The sequence below is a fragment of the Streptomyces sp. AC627_RSS907 genome (assembly GCF_019049165.1).
Genome location: NZ_JAGMUE010000030.1, coordinates 45,239 through 66,836, shown reverse-complemented (window position 1 = coordinate 66,836; position 21,598 = coordinate 45,239). Strand labels below are relative to the sequence as shown.

Here is a 21,598-nt window from a genome sequence, read left to right as displayed (position 1 = left end):
GCTCTTGCTGTCTGTACAACTGATGGGAGCGGCCAGTGACATTCGGTGAGCAGCCGGCGTATCTGCGTGTCGCGGGTGATCTCCGCAAGAAGATCACCGACGGCCTGCTGCCGCCCCACACCCGCCTCCCGTCCCAGGCGCGGATCCGCGAGGAGTACGGCGTCTCCGACACCGTCGCCCTGGAGGCGCGCAAGGTGCTGATGGCCGAGGGGCTGGTCGAGGGCCGCTCCGGTTCCGGGACGTATGTGCGCGAGCGGCCCGTGCCCCGGCGCATCGCCCGCTCCGGGTACCGGCCGGCCGGCGGCGCCACCCCCTTCCGGCAGGAGCAGGCCGACGGCGAGGCGCACGGCACGTGGGAGTCGCGCAGCGAGCAGGCCGAGGCGAGCGGCGCCGTGGCCGAGCGGCTCGGGATCAAGCCCGGTGACCGGGTGATGTGCACGCGGTACGTCTTCCGCGAGGCCGGCGAGGCGATGATGCTCTCCACCTCCTGGGAGCCGCTCGACCTCACGGGACGCACGCCGGTGATGCTGCCCGAGGAGGGCCCGCTGGGCGGCATGGGGGTCGTCGAGCGGATGGCCGCCATCGACGTCGTCGTCGACAACGTCACCGAGGAGGTCGGCGCCCGGCCCGGCCTCGCCGAGGAACTGCTCACGCTGGGCGGCGTCCCGGGGCACGTGGTCCTGGTCGTCCAGCGCACGTTCTACGCCTCGGGCCGCGCGGTCGAGACGGCCGACGTGGTGGTGCCGGCCGACCGGTACCGGGTGGCGTACCACCTGCCCGTCAAGTAGCGGCGCCGCCGGGGGAGTTCGCAGCTCCCTCCGGTGGTGTGAGATGGCGCACGCCTCCCGTGCGCCTCTCGCGCCCCCTTCCTCGCGCTCGCACGGGTGTTTGCTCCCTGTGCCGTCGTCCGCGCCGCGCCGGAATCCGGTCGTTCCCGCAGGTCGCCGTTGCCGTCCCCGGAGTGCCTCCAGTCGGAGGCGGGTGGGCGTATGGACGGCGCGTTTCGCATCGTGCGCCCCCTGCGTTCTGGCTGGTTGCGTACCTCTTTGTGTAAAGCCGTATTCGCTGCGTGAAGGTTAGGCGTAGGGTCGGGCATATGCGGATTGCGGTTTCGTTATCGGGCGGGGCGCGGCGCGGGCTGTGGACGGGAAGTGGAGGGGCGCGATGAACGACGGCACGGTCACTCTTCCCTGGCTGGTCTTCCGGCAGGACGACAACGGCAATCGCTACCGCGTGGGCAGGTACGCGACCCGGGCCGAGGCCCAGAGGATCGCGGACACCCTCGACGGTCGCGGCCACAAGCAGCTCTACTGGGTCGAGAAACTCCCGGGACCGACGGACTGACCCCGGGCCCCGGTCTGTCCCGGTCGGCGTCCCGCGGTGGCTGAGCCGTCCGGTGCACGGGGGCCGGCGGTCCGGCCTGGTCCGGGTCTCCGGTCCGCGGTGACCGGACCGGGCTGGGCACATGGACCGCGACGGCCTGGCCGGGGGCCCGCCCGTCCCGGCGGCGGCCCTGGCGGTTGTGCGGGCTCGGGCGGACCGGCCTCGGGTCGCCTCGGGTCCGGGCGCCCGTGCGGCCCGCCTGGACGCGGCCCCGCGCCCGCGCCGGCCGGCGGGCCCTATGCTCCGGCGCATGACGGAACGGATCGTGGTGGGCGCCGCCCTGGTCGACGGCGGGCGGCTGCTCGCCGCGCGGCGCAGCGCACCGGCCGAGCTGGCCGGGCGATGGGAGTTGCCCGGCGGCAAGGTCGAGGTGGGCGAGACGCCGGAGGCGGCCCTCGTGCGGGAACTGCGGGAGGAACTCGGCGTGACCGCCGAAACCGGCGAGCGGGTGCCGGGGTGGTGGCCCCTGAGGTCCCCGTTCGTCCTGCACGTGTGGACCGCGCGTCTGCTTCCCGGCTCCGCCGCCCCCGAACCCCTCGAGGACCACGACGCGCTGCGCTGGCTCACCCCGTCCGAGGTCTGGGACGTTCCGTGGCTCGACCAGGACGTGCCGGCCGTGGAACGGGTGCTCGCGCATCTGGGGCTCGGACCGGCCGGTGCCCGGGGCGCGTGAACCGACCGGCGTGAGCGCCGCGTACCCCGTCGTCACCACCGTGCGCCCCGGGCGGTACCGGCACCCCGATACCGGGTATGAGCACATTAGTCGACTAATCCCATGAAACCGGACATGGGTGAGGAGTGCCGACCGGGAAGTGATCGGCGTGAGCGACAGCGACGGCGACTGCGCCGAGTGGGTCTTCCCCGCGGCGCCGGCCGCCGTGGGAAGCGCCCGCTCCCTCGTCCGCGGCAAGCTGCACGGGTGGGATCTCGACAGGGTCGGTGACATCACGGCCCTGCTGGTCAGCGAACTGGTCACCAACGCCCTGCGGCACGCCACCGGCCCCATCGGCGTCCGCCTGCGCCGCCCCGCCGGGCCGGCCGGCGTCCTGCTCGTGGAGGTCTCCGACCCGCTCCCCGACCCGCCCCGCGCGCGCGTCGCGCGCCCCGGCGACGAGGGGGGCCGGGGGCTGCAGCTGGTCGCCTCCTCCGCACGCCGCTGGGGGACCCGGCCCGGAGGGACGGGCAAGACGGTGTGGTTCGAACTCGCCTTGCCGGAATGACGGTGCATTACCCTGGCGGAACGCCGTCTCACCGTGCCGAGATCTCCCTGCGTCCGGCCCGGCCCCGTCAACCAATCGGTTCACGCCAGTGGCAGTTGTCGAACTACGTGATTCGATGCCGTGTCCGCTGGTTAGAAGACTGGAAGTGTTGTCACGGTCCGGACCGAAAACCATCGGGACCGTGCTGTGATCGTGAACACCGTGTTGTGCGGCGCCGTGGTGCTGGATACTGCGGGCAGCCGCCCCCGGTGACCGGTGCCGGACGCGGTGAGCTGGAGGGGACGGTTCGCGTGAGCGAGATACCAGCGAGGGCCACGGAGTCCGAGGGTCCGCCGGACGGCGGGCCGCTCGGTGACGCGGTGTGGCAGAGCAGCCCGCCCGGCTCCATCTACGACTACATCAAGGTCGCGTCCTTCTCCATCGGCCCCGACGGCCTCGTCGACCAGTGGAGCCTGCGCGCGGAGCAACTGCTCGGTATTCCCGCCGATCAGGCCGTGGGCACCGACCCCATCGAGACCTTCATCGACCCCGACCTGAGGGAACGGGGCCAGCGCAAGATGGCCGAGATCCTCGACGGGCGGGAGTGGACCGGTGTGGTCCCCTTCCGGGCCCCGGACCGCGGCACCGGGAGCGGGCGGCACGGACGCGGACCGCGCGGGCTCGCCGAGGTGTACGTCATGCCGACACGCACGGAGGACGGGGAGAAGGCCGCCGTCTGCATCGTCGTCGACGTCCGCGTGCTGCGCAGCATCGAGACCGACCTCGCCGCCTCGCAGGCCATATTCGGCCAGTCCCCGTTCGGCTTCGTGCTGATCGACCCCGACCTCCGGGTGCGCCGCGCCAACCAGCGGTTCGCCTCCGTCTTCGGCGGCACGCCCGACGACCACCGTGGCAAGGGCGTCCACGACTATCTGTCCCGCGCCGAGGCCGACCGGGTCTCCGCGACCCTGCGCCGGGTGCTGGAGACCGGTGACTCCATCACCGACATGCACGTCACGGGCTTCGTGCCGGGTTCCGGCGAGCGCCGCCACTGGTCCGTCAACCTCTACCGCGTCCACAGCGGTTCCGGCCGCCCCATCGGCGTCGCCTGGCTCGGCACCGACATCACCGCACGCCGCGCCGCCGCCCGTGAGGCCGCCGCGGCCCGGCGCAACCTGGCCCTGCTCAACGAGGCCGGCGCCCGCATCGGCAACTCCCTCGACCTGGAGACCACCGCCCGCGAACTCCTCGGCGTCGTCGTCCCCGGCTTCTGCGACCTGGCCACCGTCGACCTCTACCAGGGGCTGCTGGTGGGCGACGAGACCCCGCCCGGCCTCGCCGACGGCGGCGCGGAGCTGCGCCGCGTCGCGTTCTCCAGCGCCGTCTCCGAGGTGCCGTTCCACGGCACCGGCGAGCGGGTCCGGCTCGGCGCCGTCCACCACTACCCGTTCAACTCGCCCTGCGCGGACGCCCTGCGCACGGCCCGCCCGCGCACCGTCCCCGCCGAGGAGGGCGGTCTCGTACAGTCCACGCTCGCCGTGCCGATGGTCGCCCACGACACGGTCGTCGGACTCGCCCAGTTCGCCCGCACCAAGGGCAGCGAGCCGTTCGGGGACCGCGACCGCGACCTCGCCGTGGAGCTGGCCGCGCGCGCCGCGGTCTGCATCGACAACGCCCGCCTCTACCGGCGCGAACACGAACGCGCGCTGATACTGCAACGCTCCCTGCTCCCGCCCGGCGACCCCGAGGCCTCCGGGCTCGACATCGCCTGCCGCTACCTGCCCGGCAGTGCGGCCACCGGCCGGCCCAGCGAGGTCGGCGGCGACTGGTTCGACGTCATCGAACTCCCCGGTCACCGCACCGCGTTGGTCGTCGGCGACGTCATGGGGCGCGGTCTGCGCGCCGCGGTCGCGATGGGCGAACTGCGCACCGCCGTCCGCACCCTGGCCCAGCTCGACCTCGAACCGGCCGAGGTGCTCGCCCAGTTGGACGAAATTGCACGCGGTCTCGGCGCCCCGGGAGGCGTCCAGCAGGCGACCCGCGCCGCCCGCCGCCCCCGCGAAGCCGACCTGTCCGAGGTGTACCTGGCGACCTGCGTCTACGCCGTCTACGACTCGGTGACCAGGCGCTGCACCTTCGCCAACGCGGGCCACCTGCCGCCCGTCCTGGTCGAGCCCGGCGAGTCCGCGCTGATGCTGGACGTGCCGCCGGGCCTGCCGCTCGGCGTCGGCGGGGAGCCCTTCGAGGAGGTGGAGGTCGAACTGCCCGAAGGCTCCCTGCTCGCGCTCTACACGGACGGCCTGGTCGAGAGCCGCGACCACCCCCTCGACGAGGGCCTCCAGGCCTTCGTGGGGGCGCTCACCGACCCCACGCGCCCCCTGGAGGACGTCTGCGACCAGGTCCTCGACACCCTCGGCAGCCACCACGGCGAGGACGACATCGCCCTGCTGATGGCCCGTGTCCAGGGCCTGCCCGCCGAGTCCGTCGGCGACTGGACCCTGCCGCGCGAGCCGCGCAGCGTCGGCCGGGCCCGCGAGTACGCCCGCGCGCAACTGCTCAGCTGGGACATGGAACCGCTGGTCGACACGACGGAGCTGCTGGTCAGCGAGCTGGTCACCAACGCCCTGCGGTACGGCGAGGGTGAGATCAGGCTCCGCCTCCTCCTCGACCGCACCCTGGTCTGCGAGGTCTGGGACTCCGGCCTGGTCCAGCCCCGCCGACGCCGTGCCCGCGACACCGACGAGGGCGGCCGTGGCCTGCAACTCGTCGGCCTGCTCAGCGCGGCCTGGGGCTCACGCCGTACGCCGCGCGGCAAGACGGTCTGGTTCGAACTGCCCCTGCCGGGCGGTGACACCCGGTTGACGGACCCGGCCGAGGCTTTGATGAGCCTCTTCTGACGCGTCCCGGTGTCGTACGGGTCCGGGTGCGCCGGGTGCGGCGCACATGGCCGTACCCGGCCAGCAGCAACGCCGCCCCGGCCGCGGCCAGGGGCGGCACCAGGTCGGCGGACATCACGGCGTCGCACCCCCGACCGCAACTGGAACACCGGTTCGAGTCGTCCTCGTCGGAAACACCGGCCACGGCCGGCTCCGGCTGACGCATGGCCTCACACGCGGAGCCTAAGAGCGCGAGCGGGCCACCGCGACCGGGGACGGGCCACAGGGCCACGGGCCGGGCCACAGGGCCACAGGGCCACAGGGAGGGGAACGCCGTGGAGCACACGGAGCCGAAGACCACCGAGCCGCAGACCCCCGAGCCGGAGACCCCGGAGCCGCAGTCCTCCGAGCCGCAGACCCCGGAGCCGCAGACCCCCGAGCCGGCCGCCCCCGGCGACGGGGGCGCTCCGCAGGATCCGGCCGCACCCGACGACGCGAGCCGTACGGACGGCGCGAGCCGTACGGACGGCGCGGTGGGGAACGCGAAGAGGAGAAAACGGTTCCGCCGCGCACGCCGCGTCGCCCTGGCCGTCCTCCTGGCCCTGCTCCTCCCCCTCCTCACCGCCGAGGCGGCCCTGCGCATCAACTACACCGGCGACCCCGCCGACGGCACGTACACCAGGAACCGCGACGCGATCTGGCTCGGCCACGCCTGGGTCGACGGCCGCAAGGGCGACGCGGACCTCACCGCGCTGGCCCGCCGCCTGAAGACCACCGGCATCCGCGACCTGTACGTCCACACCGGCCCGATGGAGCACGACGGCACCCTGCCGAAGTCGCGGTACCCGCGGGCCCGCCGGCTGACCGACGCCGTGCACCGGGAGATGCCCGGCGTCCGCGTCCAGGCCTTCCTCGGTGACGTCCTCGCCACCGAGAGCCCCGACGGCATGCGCCTGGCGAAGGCCACCACCCGCGCCGCCGTCGTCGACTCGGCCCGCCAGGTGCTGGACGTGGGCTACGACGGCGTCCACCTCGACCTGGAGCCGCTGCACTCGGGCGACCGCGACTACCTCTCCCTCCTGGACGACGTACGCGCTGTCACCCGGGCCCGGGACGCGCAGCTCTCCGTCGCCGCCCACCAGATCGACCCGCTCCCGGGCTTCCACTCCTTCTGGGGCACGGTCACCGGGCACCCCAAGTGGTGGTCCCAGAAGTTCTTCGGCCAGGTCGCGCGCCGCGTCGACCAGATCGCCGTGATGTCGTACGACACCATGCAGCCCCTGGAGAGCCTGTACGGCGGCTACGTCGCCCAGCAGACCTCCCTCGCCCTGGAGGTCACGCCGCCCACCACCCACCTGCTGATGGGCCTGCCCTTCTACCACGAGAACCGCTTCGGCCACTGGAACCACGCCGAGACCGTCGCCGCCGCCGTCCGCGGTGTCCGCCTGGGCCTGTCCCGCACGGACGCCGACCGCGCCCGTTTCGGCGTCGCCGCGTACATCGACTTCGCTGCGACGGAGGAGGACTGGACGGCGTACCGGGAGGGCTGGGTGCGCTAGCGGGCCACGCGCCGTCAGGAGCGGCGCCTGATCTTCGACCCGAGCCACACCAGCGGGTCGTACTTGCGGTCGACGGCCCGTTCCTTCAGGGGGATCAGGGCGTTGTCCGTGATCCTGATGCCCTCGGGGCAGACCTCCGTGCAGCACTTGGTGATGTTGCAGTAGCCGAGGCCGTGTTCGTCCTGGGCCGTGCGTCCCCGGTCCAGGCCGGTGGCGTCGGCGGCGTCCAGCGGGTGCATGTCCAGTTCGGCGACGCGCATGAGGAAGCGCGGGCCCGCGAAGGCCGGCTTGTTCTCCTCGTGGTCACGGACGACATGGCAGGTGTCCTGGCACAGGAAGCACTCGATGCACTTGCGGAACTCCTGCGAGCGGTCCACGTCCTCCTGCGTCATCCGGTACTCACCGGGCCCGAGGTCGGCGGGCGGGACGAACGCCGGGACCTCGCGCGCCTTGGCGTAGTTGAAGCCGACGTCCGTCACCAGGTCGCGGACGACCGGGAAGGCGCGCAGGGGCGTCACGGTGATCGTCTCCTCGGGGGAGAAGACGGACATGCGGGTCATGCACAGCAGCCGCGGGCGCCCGTTGACCTCCGCCGAGCACGAACCGCACTTGCCCGCCTTGCAGTTCCAGCGCACGGCGAGGTCGGGGGCCTGGGTGGCCTGGAGGCGGTGGATGATGTCGAGGACCACCTCGCCGTCGTTCACCTCGACCCTGAAGTCCTCCAGGCCGCCGCCCTCCACGTCGCCCCGCCACACCTCGAAGCGGGCCTCGTAACCGCTCATCGGGACAGCTCCTCTTCGGTGAGGTACTTGACCAGCTCTTCCTTCTCGAAGAGGGCGAGCAGGTCGGGGCGGACGGGCTCGCCGGCCGTGCGTTCCACGGTGATCCGGCCGCGTGCCGGGTCCGTCGCCGCCAGGCCGTCCGTCGGGTCGGCCAGCGAGCAGAGCAGGTTGACCTGGCGCCACCGGCGGTCCATCGACGGATGGTCCTCGCGGGTGTGCCCGCCGCGCGACTCGGTGCGCTCCAGTGCGGCCCGCGCCACGCACTCGCTGACCAGCAGCATGTTGCGCAGGTCCAGGGCGAGGTGCCAGCCGGGGTTGAACTGCCGGTGCCCCTCGACACCGGCCCGGCGGGCGCGCGCCCGCAGCTCCGCCAGCTTCTCCAGGGCCTGTTTCATCTCCGGCTCGCGGCGGATGATGCCGACCAGGTCGTGCATCGTCTGCTGGAGTTCCTGGTGGAGGGTGTACGGGTTCTCCGGCGGGCCGTCCTCGGGCTGCCGCGCCTCGGTGGAGAACGGCCGCAGCGCCTCCGCGGCGGCGGCGTCGACCTCCGCGTCGTCCACCCGGGGCCGCGCCCCGCCGGCCCGCCCCGCCGCGTACTCCGCCGCGTGCCACCCTGCCCGGCGCCCGAACACCAGCAGGTCGGACAGGGAGTTCCCGCCGAGGCGGTTGGAGCCGTGCATGCCGCCGGCCACCTCACCGGCCGCGTACAGGCCGGGCACCCCGCGCGCGGCGGCCGTGTCGGAGTCGACGGCGATGCCGCCCATCACGTAGTGGCAGGTGGGCCCGACCTCCATCGGCTCCGCCGTGATGTCGACGTCGGCCAGCTCCTTGAACTGGTGGTACATGGAGGGCAGCCGGCGCTGGATCACCTCGGCCGGCATCCGGGTCGACACGTCGAGGAAGACCCCGCCGTGCGGGGAACCCCGCCCCTCCTTCACCTCGGTGTTGATCGCGCGCGCGACCTCGTCCCGGGGGAGGAGTTCGGGCGGACGCCGGTTGTGGTCCGGGTCGTCGTACCAGCGGTCGGCCTCCTCCTCGGTCACCGCGTACTTGTCCTTGAAGACGTCGGGGACGTAGCCGAACATGAACCGCTCGCCCTCGGAGTTCCGCAGCACCCCGCCGTCGCCGCGCACCGACTCCGTGACCAGGATGCCCTTCACCGACGGCGGCCAGACCATGCCCGTCGGGTGGAACTGCACGAACTCCATGTTCAGCAGGGGCGCCCCGGCCAGCAGCGCCAGCGCGTGGCCGTCGCCGGTGTACTCCCACGAGTTCGACGTCACCTTGAAGGACTTGCCGATGCCGCCGGTGGCGATCACCACCGAGGGCGCCTCCAGCACGAGGAAGCGGCCGGTCTCGCGCTCGTAGCCGAAGACGCCGGAGACCTGCGCACCGTCCTTGAGCACGCGCGTGACCGTGCACTCCTGGAACACCCTCAGCCGGGACTCGTAGTCCCCCGTCTCGCGGTGGTCCTCCTGCTGGAGCGAGACGATCTTCTGCTGGAGCGTGCGGATCAGCTCCAGACCCGTGCGGTCGCCGACATGGGCGAGGCGCGGGTACTCGTGGCCGCCGAAGTTGCGCTGCGAGATCCGGCCGTCCTCCGTGCGGTCGAACAGCGCGCCCCAGGTCTCCAGCTCCCACACCCGCTGCGGGGCCTCCTGGGCGTGCAGCTCGGCCATCCGCCACTGGTTGAGGAACTTGCCGCCGCGCAGGGTGTCACGGAAGTGGACCTGCCAGTTGTCGCCGGAGTTGACGTTGCCCATGGCCGCGGCGATGCCGCCCTCGGCCATCACGGTGTGCGCCTTGCCGAACAGCGACTTGCAGATCACGGCCGTACGGGCGCCCCGCTCGCGCGCCTCGATGGCGGCGCGCAGCCCGGCGCCGCCCGCGCCCACCACGACGACGTCCCATTCCTGCCGGTCGACCACGGACATCAGAAGGCCTCACTCATCAGGTCTCATCACTCATCAGGTCACATCGGGACTCGTCGTCAGAAGAAGCGCGGATCGGCGAAGGCACCGGACGCGACGAGGTACACGTAGAAGTCGGCGAGTGCCACGCTCACCAGCGACGCCCAGGCCAGTTGCATGTGCCGGGCGTTGAGCCCGCTGACCAGCTGCCACATCCGGTAGCGCACGGGGTGCCGGGAGAAGTGCTTGAGCTTGCCGCCGACGATGTGCCGGCAGGAGTGGCAGGAGAGGGTGTACGCCCAGATCAGCACGATGTTGGCCAGGAACACCAGGGTGCCCAGGCCCATGTGGCCCCAGGCGTAGTGCTCGTCGCGGAAGGCGAGCGCGGTGTCGTAGGTGAGGATGCCCGCGACGGGGAGCGCCGCGTAGAAGAAGTACCGGTGGACGTTCTGCAGGAGGAGCGGGAAGCGGGTCTCGCCGGTGTACTTCCGGTGCGGCTCGGCGACCGCGCAGGCCGGCGGGGACGCCCAGAAACCCCGGTAGTAGGCCTTGCGGTAGTAGTAGCAGGTCAGGCGGAAGCCGAGTGGGAAGATCAGGATGATGATCGCCGGGGAGACGCCCCACCACGTGCCGAACAGATCCCAGTTCGGCCCGCCGCGCATCGGCTCGCAGTTCTCCGCCAGGCAGGGCGAGTAGAACGGCGAGACGTAGGGGGCCGCGTAGTAGTCGGCGTTCGCGAAGGCCCGCCAGGTGGAGTAGACGACGAAGGCGAGCAGTCCCGCGGCGGTGGCGGCCGGGGCGAGCCACCAGCGGTCGGTGCGCAGGTGCGGGGCCCGGATGGCGGCGCGCGTCGGGGAGTGGACGCCGCCGCCCCGGGGCCGGGGTTCGGCGGCTGGAGGCTGCGTTCCAGTGGCCACTGGGCGACTCCGGTCGGTCGGGTCGGGGTTCAGGGGGCGCGGCGGTCGCGGGCGCCGAGGCCCTCGTCGTCCGAGTCCGTCCACAGGGAGCCGTCGTACGGCGTGTCGGGGATCGGGACGAGGTCCGGACGGCTGGGCGCGTCCGGTGCGGCCGCCGCCCGCAGCAGCGCGAGGCTCTCGCGCAGGTGGTCGGCGTCGGTGCGGACCCGCCGGACGTCCAGGGCGCCGCTGCCGAGCCGCCGTTCCAGGCGGCCCACCGACCGGGCCAGGTCGTCGAGGCTGCGCTGGATCGCTGTCAGGTCGTCGTGCACGGACATGACGTGACCTCACTTCCGTCGGACACGGCCCGGGGCCGGCCTTGGATGGCGACGTTCATGCGCCTGAGAGTGTCGCGCGTCACACCGGCCGCTGGGAAGGGACGTGCACCGATTGGCCGGGGCGTGTCGGCGCATCGCGGGTGGCGTTGCGCCGCTCGGGTGGGCTTGCGCACCGTCATCGTCGTGTCTCCCTGCGTCGCCGAACCGTTTCCTCTTCAGTGGCCGCATCCCCGTCCGGATACAAATGATCAATGCTACATAGCGCACATGTCGTTATATACCGCGCATACCGTCATATCGATCACCCCGCTCGCGGCCTTCCGGAGGTAGCAGAGATGTCCCACGTCGGCGTCGGACCGCGCGCGGTCATGCGCGCGGTCGCCTTCCTCTCCGCGGGTGTGCTCATGGTCCCCGCGCTGACCGGCTGCACCTCCGAGGACCCGTCCGGCAAGCCGCTCGCCGGGCCGGACATCGCCGCCGCGGACCGCGCCCGCATCGCGGACGGCGGCACCCTGCGCTGGGCCGTGGACTCCGTGCCGGAGACGCTGAACACCTTCCAGTCGGACGCCGACGCCACCACGGCCCGCGTCGCGCAGGCCGTGCTGCCCTCGATGTACCGGATGGACGAGAGGGGCCGTCCGGTGCGCAACCCCGACTACCTGGAGTCGGCGAAGGTCGTCGAGACCGAGCCCAAACAGGTCGTCGTGTACAGGCTCAACCAGCAGGCCGTCTGGAGCGACGGCCGGGAGATCGGCGCCGCGGACTTCGCCGCCCAGTGGCGCGCCCTGTCCGGCAAGGACAGCGCCTACTGGACCGCGCGCAACGCCGGCTACGACCGCATCGAGAAGATCGAGCGCGGCGCCAACGACCTGGAGGTCAAGGTCACCTTCAGCCGGACCTACGCCGACTGGCAGTCGCTGTTCACACCGCTGTACCCCAAGGGCGTCATGGGCACCCCGGACGCCTTCAACGACGGCGCGCGGCGCACGCTGAAGGCCACCGCCGGCCCCTTCACCGTCAAGAAGGTCGACACCAAGGCCGACGAGGTGCTCCTCACCGGCAATCCCCGCTGGTGGGGGGAGCCGGTCAAGCTGGAGCAGATCGTGCTGCGCGCCGTCCCGCGCGACGAGCGGATCTCCGAGCTGGCCGCCGGCCGGCTCGACCTGGCCGAGATCGGCGCGGACACCGCCGAGCAGGTCACCGTGGCCGCCGGCCCCCGGGACGCCGGGACCGGCACCCCGCTCATGGGCCCGGACCGCACCCCGGCCGCGGAGGGCTCGCCGCTCGCGGGCCCGCAGGGCAGGTCCGCCGCTCAGGCGTTGCGCTCCTGGGCGGTCGCCCACGGCTCCGACGAGGAGGCGGCCGAGGAGGAGGTCCTCGCCCGCGAGAAGCGGCGCGAGGACCTGGCGCGGTTCGAACGCCGGCAGAAGGCCCTGAGCGGCTTCGAGGTCCGCAAGTCGCTGGAGCCCGCCTACACCCAGCTCGCCCTCAACGGCGCCGACGGCCCCCTCGCCGACGAGCGCGTCCGCCGGGCCGTGGCCCGCGCCCTGGACCGCGGGAAGCTGGCCGAGGCGGTGCTCGGGCCGCTGGGCCTGCCCGCCGAGCCGGTCGGCAGCCACGTCGCGCTGTCCGGCCAGGCCGCGTACGCCGACGGCAGCGGCGCACTCGGCGACCAGAACGCCAAGGAGGCCCGGGCCCTCCTCGCGGACGCCGGGTGGGTGCCGGGCGGGCCGGTGAAGGAGACCGGGGACGGCGAGAAGGCGGCCGGCGCCGAGAAGGGCGAGGACGGCAAGGCCGAGCGGAGCTCCGGGGGCGACGACGGGACGTACATCGTCGGCGAGGACAACAAGAACGACGACGGCGACGACGGCGACGAGGGCACGAACGGCACGGACGGCGAGGACGGCAAGGCCGACACCGGCCGGGAGAGCGGCGAGAAGCGCGGCGGCGGCAAGAACACCGCGCAGGGCGGCGCACCGGGCGCCTACGCCCCCAAGGGCACCGCCGCCCCGGCCGGCTCGGCGGCGGCCCCGCTGGCCAAGGACGGCAAGGCGCTCACCCTGCGCTTCGTGCTCCCCTCCGGGCCGGGCTCCGAGGGGCTGCGGACCGTGGCCGACCGCATCGCGGGCATGCTGGAGAAGCTGGGCATCGGCACCGACATCACCAAGGTCCCCGACGAGAGCTACTTCAAGGACCACATCGCCTCCGGCGAGTACGACCTGGCGCTCTACTCCTGGCCCACCACCGCCTTCCCCGCCACCGACGCCCGCCCCATCTACGCCAAGCCCGTCCCGGCCGCCGACGGCTCCCTGAACGTCGCGCAGAACTACACCCGGGTCGGCACCGACCAGGTCGACCAGCTCTTCGACCGGGCCATGGCGACCCTGGACCAGGAGGAGGCCCGGGACCTGCTCCGCAAGGCCGACTCGCGGATCTGGGCGGCGGCCGGCTCCCTCCCCCTCTACCAGCGCCCCCAGCTCGTGGCCGCCCGGAAGAACCTCGGCAACGCGGGGGCCTTCGGTTTCCGCACCCCGGTCTACGAGGACATGGGCTTCCTGAAGAAGGGCGCCCAGGGCGCGCCGCCCCCGGCGGCCACGGCACCGTGACCGGGTGTCCTCACCCCGTGCGCGTCCGCCCCGGCAAGCTGCAGCCCCCGGGGCCCCGTACCATGGGGTGAGGCCGTGGCACGTACCGCCCGGCAGGCCCGCGTGACACGGACGTACGCAAGGGCCGTCCTCACATCTCCGGGAGTACGCCTCAATATGGCTGCGTCTACAACGCGTCACGACATCCGCAATGTCGCCATCGTCGCCCACGTCGACCACGGCAAGACCACCATCGTCGACGGAATGCTCAAGCAGGCCGGTGCCTTCGCCGCGCACCAGCTCGACTCCGTCGACGACCGCATGATGGACTCGAACGACCTGGAGCGTGAGAAGGGCATCACGATCCTCGCCAAGAACACCGCGGTGAAGTACCACCCGAAGGACGGCGGGGACCCGATCACGATCAACATCATCGACACCCCCGGCCACGCCGACTTCGGCGGCGAGGTCGAGCGCGGTCTGTCGATGGTCGACGGCGTCGTCCTCCTCGTGGACGCCTCCGAGGGCCCGCTGCCGCAGACCCGCTTCGTGCTGCGCAAGGCGCTCAACCAGCGGCTGCCGATCATCCTCTGCATCAACAAGACGGACCGCCCGGACGCCCGGATCGACGAGGTCGTCAACGAGACCTACGACCTCTTCCTCGACCTGGACGCCGACGAGGAGCAGATCGAGTTCCCGATCGTCTACGCGTGCGGCCGGGACGGCGTCGCCTCCCTCACCAAGCCGGAGGACGGCACGGTCCCGTCCGACTCCACCAGCCTGGAGCCGTTCTTCTCGACGATCCTGGACTACATCCCGGCCCCGACCTACGACGAGGACGCCCCGCTCCAGGCGCACGTGACCAACCTGGACGCCGACAACTTCCTCGGCCGTATCGCCCTGCTGCGCGTCCACCAGGGCGAGCTGAAGAAGGGCCAGACGGTCGCCTGGATGAAGCGCGACGGGTCCGTGCAGAACGTGCGGATCTCCGAGCTGATGATGACCGAGGCGCTCACCCGCAAGCCCGCCGAGAAGGCCGGCCCCGGTGACATCTGCGCCGTCGCCGGTATCCCGGACATCATGATCGGCGAGACCCTGGCCGACCAGGAGAACCCGGTCCCGCTGCCGCTGATCACGGTCGACGAGCCCGCGATCTCCATGACCATCGGCACCAACACCTCCCCGCTGGTCGGCCGTGGCGCCACCGGCAAGGGCGCGGACAACAAGGCGGTCGTCAAGGACCGCAAGGTCACCGCCCGCCAGGTCAAGGACCGCCTGGACCGCGAGCTGATCGGCAACGTGTCGCTGCGGGTCCTGGACACCGAGCGTCCCGACGCCTGGGAGGTGCAGGGCCGCGGTGAGCTGGCGCTGGCCATCCTGGTCGAGCAGATGCGCCGCGAGGGCTTCGAGCTGACCATCGGCAAGCCCCAGGTCGTCACCAAGGAGGTCGACGGCAAGACGTACGAGCCCGTCGAGCGCATGACGATCGACGTGCCCGAGGAGCACATGGGCGCGGTCACGCAGCTGATGGGCGTGCGCAAGGGCCGGATGGACAACATGTCCAACCACGGCTCCGGCTGGGTCCGCATGGAGTTCGTCGTGCCGTCCCGCGGTCTGATCGGCTTCCGCACGGAGTTCCTGACCCAGACCCGCGGCACCGGCATCGCCCACTCCATCCACGAGGGCCACGAGCCCTGGTTCGGCACCCTGACGACCCGTAACAACGGCTCGCTGGTCGCCGACCGCGCCGGTGCCGTCACCGCGTTCGCGATGACCAACCTGCAGGAGCGCGGCGTGCTCTTCACGGAGCCCGGCACCGAGGTCTACGAGGGCATGATCGTCGGCGAGAACTCCCGCGCCGACGACATGGACGTCAACATCACCAAGGAGAAGAAGCTCACCAACATGCGGTCGTCCTCGGCCGATTCGTTCGAGGCGATCGTCCCGCCGCGCAAGCTCTCGCTGGAGCAGTCGCTGGAGTTCTGCCGCGACGACGAGTGCGTCGAGGTGACCCCGGAGGCCGTCCGCATCCGCAAGGTGAACCTGGACGCCCGCGAGCGCGCCCGCGCCGCGAGCCGCGCCAAGCACGGCTGATCCTCCCCCTCCGCAACGGCACCGGCCGCCACGTCCGACGTGGCGGCCGGTGCCGTTGCGCGTACGGCGGCACGGCGACGTGAGGGACCCGCGCAGGGCGTAGGGAAAACCCTCGATTTCCCGTGATGCGCCGTCGAGTGGACCGAACCGCACTAACCTGCGCGGAAGCGTCGCGCCCGGAGCGCGGACGGGCCGAGACACACCTGCTGGGCACCCTGCACCACGGGTACGTTACGCGCAATCACTTTTCGTCACGCGAGCGTCCGTTATACGGACAGTAGTCACCGCTAGATGTGTAACAAGTCCGTTTCGCTGCGATCTCTCACCCAACCCTTTGTCCGGATTTTGAAAGATCTGGCCCCTATCTGTGATCGAACCGAGACCTCGAGAGTGTGGTTCGTTCCCTGGAGGATGGCAGATAGTTAGGCGCGTAGAGCTCGGATGAACGGGTCATGTGCTGACGGCGCGGACTCGCGAGCGCGGGGGCACCTGACGGCCTCCGGTCACCGTCGAGTGGCCGGGAAGCATCGTGTGCTCCTCTTTGCGGTGAACCAGCGGATTCATGAGGAGGAACCCATGCGAGGTGCCACCAGCGCCATATGGGTCGCATCGTCCCCGACGGCAGATGTAGGTCCCGCGGGTGCGTTCGGTGCCATCACGGTGGTCGCGGTAGCGGCGCGACGTCGCGAACTTCCTTGACGTCGCGTTCCGTCGGTCGGTAGGTGCCGACCGCGAGCCAGGGTTCTCCAGGGGTGGTGACGCCCCTCCGTCGTTGTTCCCCTCGCGCGCTGCGCATGACGTACGCCGTGCGAAGGCCGTCGGGCCGCTGTGCACTCCCGACGACCTCCAACCTGTGAAATGGGCCAATCATGACGAGTCCAATCGAGATTGAGGGTGCTGAGGCCTCTTCCGTCTTGGACAAAGAGAGCGCGCCGCAGGGTGACGCCAAGGAGTCGAAGAAGCTGGAAGGGCGCAGCCCCAAGCAGTTGATGTGGGCGCGCTTCAAGCGTGACCGGACCGGCGTGGTCTCCGCCTGCGTGGTCCTGTTCTTCTTCCTGATCGCCGCGTTGGCGCCGCTGATCGCGAAGGTGTACGGCAAGGACCCGTACACGCTCTACGGTCAGGACAACCCGGACCTCCTGGACATGTTCACGATGCCGGCCAAGCCGTACGGCGGTATGGACGGCGAGTTCTGGTTCGGCATCGAACCGGTCCTGGGCCGCGACGTGTTCACCCAGCTGCTGTACGGCATCCGGACCTCGCTCGCCACGGCGCTGGTCGCGACCCTCATCATGACGGTGGTGGGCGTGCTGATCGGTCTGGCCGGCGGCTACTTCGGCGGGAAGGTCGACTACTGGCTCGGCCGGATCACCGACTTCTTCATGGCCCTGCCCAGCCAGCTGTTCTTCGTCGCCGCGATGCCCGTCATCACCACGGTGTTCGTCGCCCCCGACAAGGAGACGCCCACCTATGTGCGCGCCTCCGCGATCATCATCGTGCTGTCCTTCCTGGGCTGGATGAGCATGTCCCGGATCGTCCGCGGTGCCACGCTGTCCCTGCGCGACCGGGAGTTCATCGAGGCGGCGCGCATCTCCGGCGCCTCCCCCTGGCGCATCATCCGCAAGGAACTGCTGCCCAACATCGTCACTCCGACACTGGTACAGGCGACGCTCACGCTGCCGAGCACCATCCTCAGCATCGCGTTCCTGTCCTACGTGGGCGTCGGGTACGTCGAACCCACGCCGGACTGGGGACGGATGTTCGCCATCGGCGCCGGCACCATCGAGCAGGATCCGTACTACATGCTCTTCCCCGGAGTGGCCATGGTGATCTTCGTCGTGGCCTTCAACCTCCTCGGTGACTCGGTGCGGGACGCCTTCGACCCCAAGACGGGACGCTGAGCCCCCAGGGGAATCCCCCCACACTCTCGCCCGGCCGGTTCGGTGCCGCTCATCCCGGCCCCGGCCACGTACCAGCAGTGCTCACTACTCACAGGCAGGTGGATTCGTCCCTATGCGCATCTTCCGTAACCGCACCGCCACGGCCGCGATAGTCGCGGTCGCAGCCGGCGCTCTCACCCTCACCGCCTGCGGCGGCGACAGCGGCAGCTCGTCCAAGGACGACAGCAAGAAGAAAGAGGATGCCAAGTCGCAGTCGAAGCCGGTGCAGATCGGTGACGCCCAGGCGTCGACCGGTCCGGCCCCCGACGTCCCCGGCGCCAAGCCTGGCGGCACCATGACGGTGTACCAGGAGGACGACTTCTCCCACCTGGACCCGGGCCAGATCTACGTGTCGGACGGCAAGCTGCTCAGCCGCCTCATCTTCCGCGGACTGACCCAGTACGCCGAGGACGACAAGGGCAACCTGACCGTCGTGGGCGACCTCGCCACCGACGCGGGCAAGTCGTCGAACGGCGGCAAGACCTGGACGTACACCCTGAAGGACAACCTGAAGGACGCGAACGGGAACCCGATCAACTCGGCGGACATCCGCAACACGGTCGAGCGCCTGTACTCCTCGTACATCACCGACGGTCCCACGTACCTGCAGCAGTGGCTGTCGGGCGCCGGCACCACCTACCGCGACGCCTACGCGGGTCCGGACAAGGGCAAGCACCTGCCGGACAACGTCCTGGCGACGCCGGACGACAAGACGATCGTCTTCAACTTCAAGGACGCGCAGCCCGACCTGCCGCAGATGCTGACGATGCCGGGTTACAGCGTCGTCCCGGTGGAGACGGACACCAAGGCGAAGTACGACACGGCCCCGGTCGCGGTCGGCCCGTACAAGATCGCGGACTTCAAGCCGGGCAAGTCCATGAAGCTGGTCAAGAACACCCACTGGGACCCGAAGTCCGACTCGGTGCGCCACCAGTACGTGGACGGCTTCGACATCTCGATCAACCACGATGACGAGGACCAGACCAAGACCCTGCTCGCCGACCAGGGCGAGGCCAAGAACGCGATGATGTTCACGGGTCAGGTCGCCACCACGCAGCTGCAGAAGGTCGTGGGCAACGAGGCGGCCATGAAGCGCACGATCCAGGGCTACGCGCCCTACGTGTGGCAGCTCAACTTCAACATGGACCGCGTCAAGGACAAGAAGCTCCGTGACGCCATCACCCTGGCGCTGCCCTCGGCCTCGGTCTTCAAGGCCGACGGCGGGGCCTACGGCGGTGAGGTCGCCAACTCGCTGACCTCGCCCACGACGCCCGGCTACAGCGACAAGTTCGACCCGTTCAACCGCCTCAAGAAGCCCAACGGCGACATCGAGGCCGCCAAGAAGCTGATCAAGGAAGGCGGCTTCGAGGGCAAGAGCCTCGTCTACGCCTACGCCAACACGCCGGTCCGTCAGCAGCAGGCCGTGCTGATCACCACCGCGCTGGAGAAGATCGGTCTCGACATCCAGAAGAAGGAGATCGACAGCGCGACCTGGTACGAGCAGGTCGGCAAGGTCAAGAACGGCCTGGACCTGTACATGACGGGCTGGGGCCAGGACTGGCCGTCCGCGTCCACCGTCATCCCGCCGGTGTACGACGGCACGCAGATCCAGGACGGTGCGTCGAACTACTCGCACATCAACGACGACCACGTCAACTCGGAGATCAAGCGGATCTCGAAGATCACCGACACCGCCGAGGCCACCAAGGCGTGGGCCGCGCTGAGCGAGTACATCTCCAAGGAGGTCAACCCGGCCGCCCCGATGTACTACACCAAGGTCTTCCAGATCTTCGGTTCGAACGTCGGCGGCATCCGCTACAGCTCGGACTCGAGCTACGTGGACGTCACCCGGGTCTTCCTCAAGAAGTAACCGCCAGGTCGGGACTCCGGTGGTGGGCGCGCGGCGGAGCGCCCACCACCGGGGCCCGGACACCTCCCAGACCTCCCCTCCGATTGCCGCCGTCCTGAGAGCAGCTGCCTGCCATGCTTCAATTCCTCATTCGCCGGACGTTCGGCGCGGCGCTGATTCTGCTGTTGATCAGTGCGTTCACGTTCTTCATGTTCTTCGCGATCCCGCAGGACCCGGCCTTGCTGGCCTGTGGCAAGAACTGCACTCCGGACGCGCTGGAGATCATCCACAAGAACCTGGGCCTCGACAAGCCGGTCACCACCCAGTACTGGGACTTCCTGGTCGGCATCTTCGCCGGCCGTGACTTCGCCGTCGGCCACTGCAGCGCCCCCTGCTTCGGTGTCTCCTTCGCCAACGACCAGAACGTCTGGGACACGATCGTCGACCGCTTCCCGCTGACCCTGTCGCTGACCGCGGGCAGCCTGATCGTCTTCCTCGTCGCCGGCCTCGGCGCCGGCCTGCTGGCCGCGAAGTACCGTGGTACCTGGGTGGACAAGACGTTCAGCTCCGGCTCGCTGGTCATCAGCTCCATGCAGATCTACTTCCTCGGTCCGCTGGTCCTCCTCGCCTTCGTCTACAGCACCGGCTGGCTGGACAAGCCGAAGTACGTGCCGTTCTCCGAGGACATCGGCGGCTGGTTCATGGGCCTGCTGATCCCCTGGCTCGTCATGGCGACCATCTTCACCGCCAACTACACCCGCATGAGCCGTTCCTCGATGATCGAACAGCTGCAGGAAGAGCATGTGAAGGCGGCCCGCGCCAAGGGCATGGCGGGCAACTACGTCTTCTTCCGCTACGCCTGGCGCGGCTCCCTCATCCCCATCATCACCATCCTCGGCATCGACCTCTCCGCGCTCCTGTCGGGAGGCATGGTGACCGAGCTGACGTTCGGTCTGGCCGGGCTCGGCCGGCTCGCACTGGACTCCGTCACCAACAAGGACCTGCCGATGCTGATGGGCGTCATGCTGATCAGCGCCGCGCTCATCGTCCTCTTCAACCTGATCGTGGACGCCTTGTACGCCGTCATCGACCCGCGCGTGCGTCTGTCCTAGGAGAACCACCGTGACCACTCAGACCAAGCCCGAAGAGGCCGCTTCCGCCGCCGCGGGAGAAGCCTTTCTCTCGGTGCGCGACCTCAAGGTCCACTTCTCCAGCGAGGACGGCGTCGTCAAGGCGGTGGACGGGCTCTCCTTCGACCTGGAGCGCGGCAAGACCCTCGGTATCGTGGGCGAGTCCGGCTCCGGCAAGTCGGTGACCAACCTGGCCGTCCTCGGCCTGCACAACCGCAAGAAGACCGCCATCGACGGCTCGATCCGGCTGGACGGCCAGGAGCTGACCGACGCCGGCGAGAAGCAGCTGGAGAAGCTGCGCGGCAAGAAGATGGCGATGATCTTCCAGGACGCGCTGACCGCGCTGTCGCCGTACTACACGGTCGGCCGGCAGATCGGCGAGCCGTTCATGAAGCACACCGGCGCCTCCAAGAAGGACGCCCGGGTGCGCGCCATCGACCTGCTGCAGAAGGTCGGCATCCCGCACCCGCAGAAGCGGGTCGACGACTACCCGCACCAGTTCTCCGGCGGCATGCGGCAGCGCGCCATGATCGCGATGGCGCTCGCCTGCGACCCGGACCTGCTCATCGCCGACGAGCCGACCACGGCGCTCGACGTGACGGTGCAGGCGCAGATCCTCGACCTGCTCAAGGACCTGCAGCAGGAGTTCGGCTCCGCGATCATCATGATCACCCACGACCTCGGCGTGGTCGCCAACATGGCCGACGACATCCTGGTGATGTACGCGGGCCGTGCCGTGGAGCGCGGATCCGTGCGTGAGGTGCTCAAGTCGCCCCAGCACCCGTACACCTGGGGCCTGCTGGGCTCGATGCCGAGGCTCTCCTCCGACGTCGACGAGCCGCTGGTGCCGATCCCGGGATCGCCGCCCTCCCTGCTGAACCCGCCCCCGGGATGCGCCTTCCACCCGCGGTGCGGCTTCACCGACAAGGTCGCGGGAGGCCTCTGCCCGGTCGAGCGCCCGACGCTCCCCGAGGGCCGGGCCGCCGCCTGCCACCTGTCGGTGGAGCAGCGGCAGCAGGTGTTCATCGAGACGATTCAGCCCCGGCTGGGCTGAGCG

General features: G+C 70.6%; 16 protein-coding genes. 12 read left to right on the top strand and 4 right to left on the bottom strand.

Translation table 11 applies throughout. The annotated features are described in order from the left end of the window. Nucleotides 1-35: 35 nt before the first annotated feature. From KUM32_RS08675 to KUM32_RS08650, 6 genes are all read left to right on the top strand, one after another. A complete protein-coding gene (locus KUM32_RS08675) occupies nt 36-788 on the top strand; it encodes a GntR family transcriptional regulator (protein WP_217141218.1) in 753 nt (250 codons plus the stop codon). 376 nt (nt 789-1,164) lie between these two features. Then, complete coding sequence (locus KUM32_RS08670; RefSeq protein ID WP_217141217.1) at nt 1,165-1,344, top strand: SPOR domain-containing protein; 180 nt, start codon at nt 1,165-1,167, stop codon at nt 1,342-1,344. Nucleotides 1,345-1,633: 289 nt separating this feature from the next. Continuing rightward, nucleotides 1,634-2,056 (top strand): (deoxy)nucleoside triphosphate pyrophosphohydrolase, encoded by a 423-nt coding sequence (locus KUM32_RS08665; protein ID WP_217141216.1) that lies wholly within the window; start codon nt 1,634-1,636, stop codon nt 2,054-2,056. Between the two features lie 139 nt (nt 2,057-2,195). Beyond that, the gene (locus KUM32_RS08660) at nt 2,196-2,603 is read left to right on the top strand and encodes an ATP-binding protein (protein ID WP_374227492.1); all 408 of its coding nucleotides are present in this window, start codon (nt 2,196-2,198) and stop codon (nt 2,601-2,603) included. Between the two features lie 290 nt (nt 2,604-2,893). After that, entirely contained in the window at nt 2,894-5,479 is a 2,586-nt protein-coding gene (locus KUM32_RS08655; protein ID WP_217141214.1) for a SpoIIE family protein phosphatase, read from the top strand. A 314-nt stretch (nt 5,480-5,793) separates the two neighbouring features. Beyond that, nucleotides 5,794-7,017: a glycoside hydrolase family 18 protein gene (locus tag KUM32_RS08650; RefSeq protein WP_217141213.1), complete on the top strand. Its 1,224-nt coding sequence runs from the start codon at nt 5,794-5,796 to the stop codon at nt 7,015-7,017. Nucleotides 7,018-7,031: 14 nt separating this feature from the next. Here the strand turns inward: KUM32_RS08650 and KUM32_RS08645 are convergent, their stop codons facing one another. From KUM32_RS08645 to KUM32_RS08630, 4 genes are read right to left on the bottom strand one after another with little or no spacing between them, the layout of a single operon-like run. Then, nucleotides 7,032-7,799: a succinate dehydrogenase/fumarate reductase iron-sulfur subunit gene (locus KUM32_RS08645; protein WP_217141212.1), complete on the bottom strand. Its 768-nt coding sequence runs from the start codon at nt 7,797-7,799 to the stop codon at nt 7,032-7,034. After that, nucleotides 7,796-9,733: a fumarate reductase/succinate dehydrogenase flavoprotein subunit gene (locus tag KUM32_RS08640; RefSeq protein WP_217141211.1), complete on the bottom strand. Its 1,938-nt coding sequence runs from the start codon at nt 9,731-9,733 to the stop codon at nt 7,796-7,798. The genes KUM32_RS08645 and KUM32_RS08640 overlap by 4 nt, the downstream gene beginning before the upstream one ends. Before the next feature lie 56 nt (nt 9,734-9,789). Further along, entirely contained in the window at nt 9,790-10,626 is an 837-nt protein-coding gene (locus KUM32_RS08635; protein WP_217141210.1) for a hypothetical protein, read from the bottom strand. A 29-nt stretch (nt 10,627-10,655) separates the two neighbouring features. Then, nucleotides 10,656-10,943: a hypothetical protein gene (locus KUM32_RS08630; RefSeq protein WP_217141209.1), complete on the bottom strand. Its 288-nt coding sequence runs from the start codon at nt 10,941-10,943 to the stop codon at nt 10,656-10,658. A gap of 335 nt (nt 10,944-11,278) precedes the next feature. On the opposite strand from KUM32_RS08630, the gene KUM32_RS08625 reads away from it, so the two are divergent. From KUM32_RS08625 to KUM32_RS08600, 6 genes are all read left to right on the top strand, one after another. Next, nucleotides 11,279-13,549 (top strand): ABC transporter family substrate-binding protein, encoded by a 2,271-nt coding sequence (locus KUM32_RS08625; protein ID WP_217141208.1) that lies wholly within the window; start codon nt 11,279-11,281, stop codon nt 13,547-13,549. 156 nt (nt 13,550-13,705) lie between these two features. After that, nucleotides 13,706-15,622 carry a translational GTPase TypA gene (typA, locus tag KUM32_RS08620; RefSeq protein WP_217141207.1) on the top strand — a complete coding sequence of 639 codons (1,917 nt, stop codon included), beginning with the start codon at nt 13,706-13,708 and terminating at the stop codon, nt 15,620-15,622. Nucleotides 15,623-16,491: 869 nt separating this feature from the next. Continuing rightward, nucleotides 16,492-17,523 carry an ABC transporter permease gene (locus KUM32_RS08615; protein ID WP_217141206.1) on the top strand — a complete coding sequence of 344 codons (1,032 nt, stop codon included), beginning with the start codon at nt 16,492-16,494 and terminating at the stop codon, nt 17,521-17,523. A 112-nt stretch (nt 17,524-17,635) separates the two neighbouring features. Next, entirely contained in the window at nt 17,636-19,432 is a 1,797-nt protein-coding gene (locus tag KUM32_RS08610) for an ABC transporter substrate-binding protein (RefSeq protein WP_217141205.1), read from the top strand. Nucleotides 19,433-19,545: 113 nt separating this feature from the next. Beyond that, nucleotides 19,546-20,523: an ABC transporter permease gene (locus tag KUM32_RS08605; protein WP_217141204.1), complete on the top strand. Its 978-nt coding sequence runs from the start codon at nt 19,546-19,548 to the stop codon at nt 20,521-20,523. Nucleotides 20,524-20,533: 10 nt separating this feature from the next. Then, complete coding sequence (locus KUM32_RS08600) at nt 20,534-21,595, top strand: ABC transporter ATP-binding protein (protein ID WP_217141203.1); 1,062 nt, start codon at nt 20,534-20,536, stop codon at nt 21,593-21,595. The last annotated feature ends 3 nt before the right edge of the window (nt 21,596-21,598 follow it).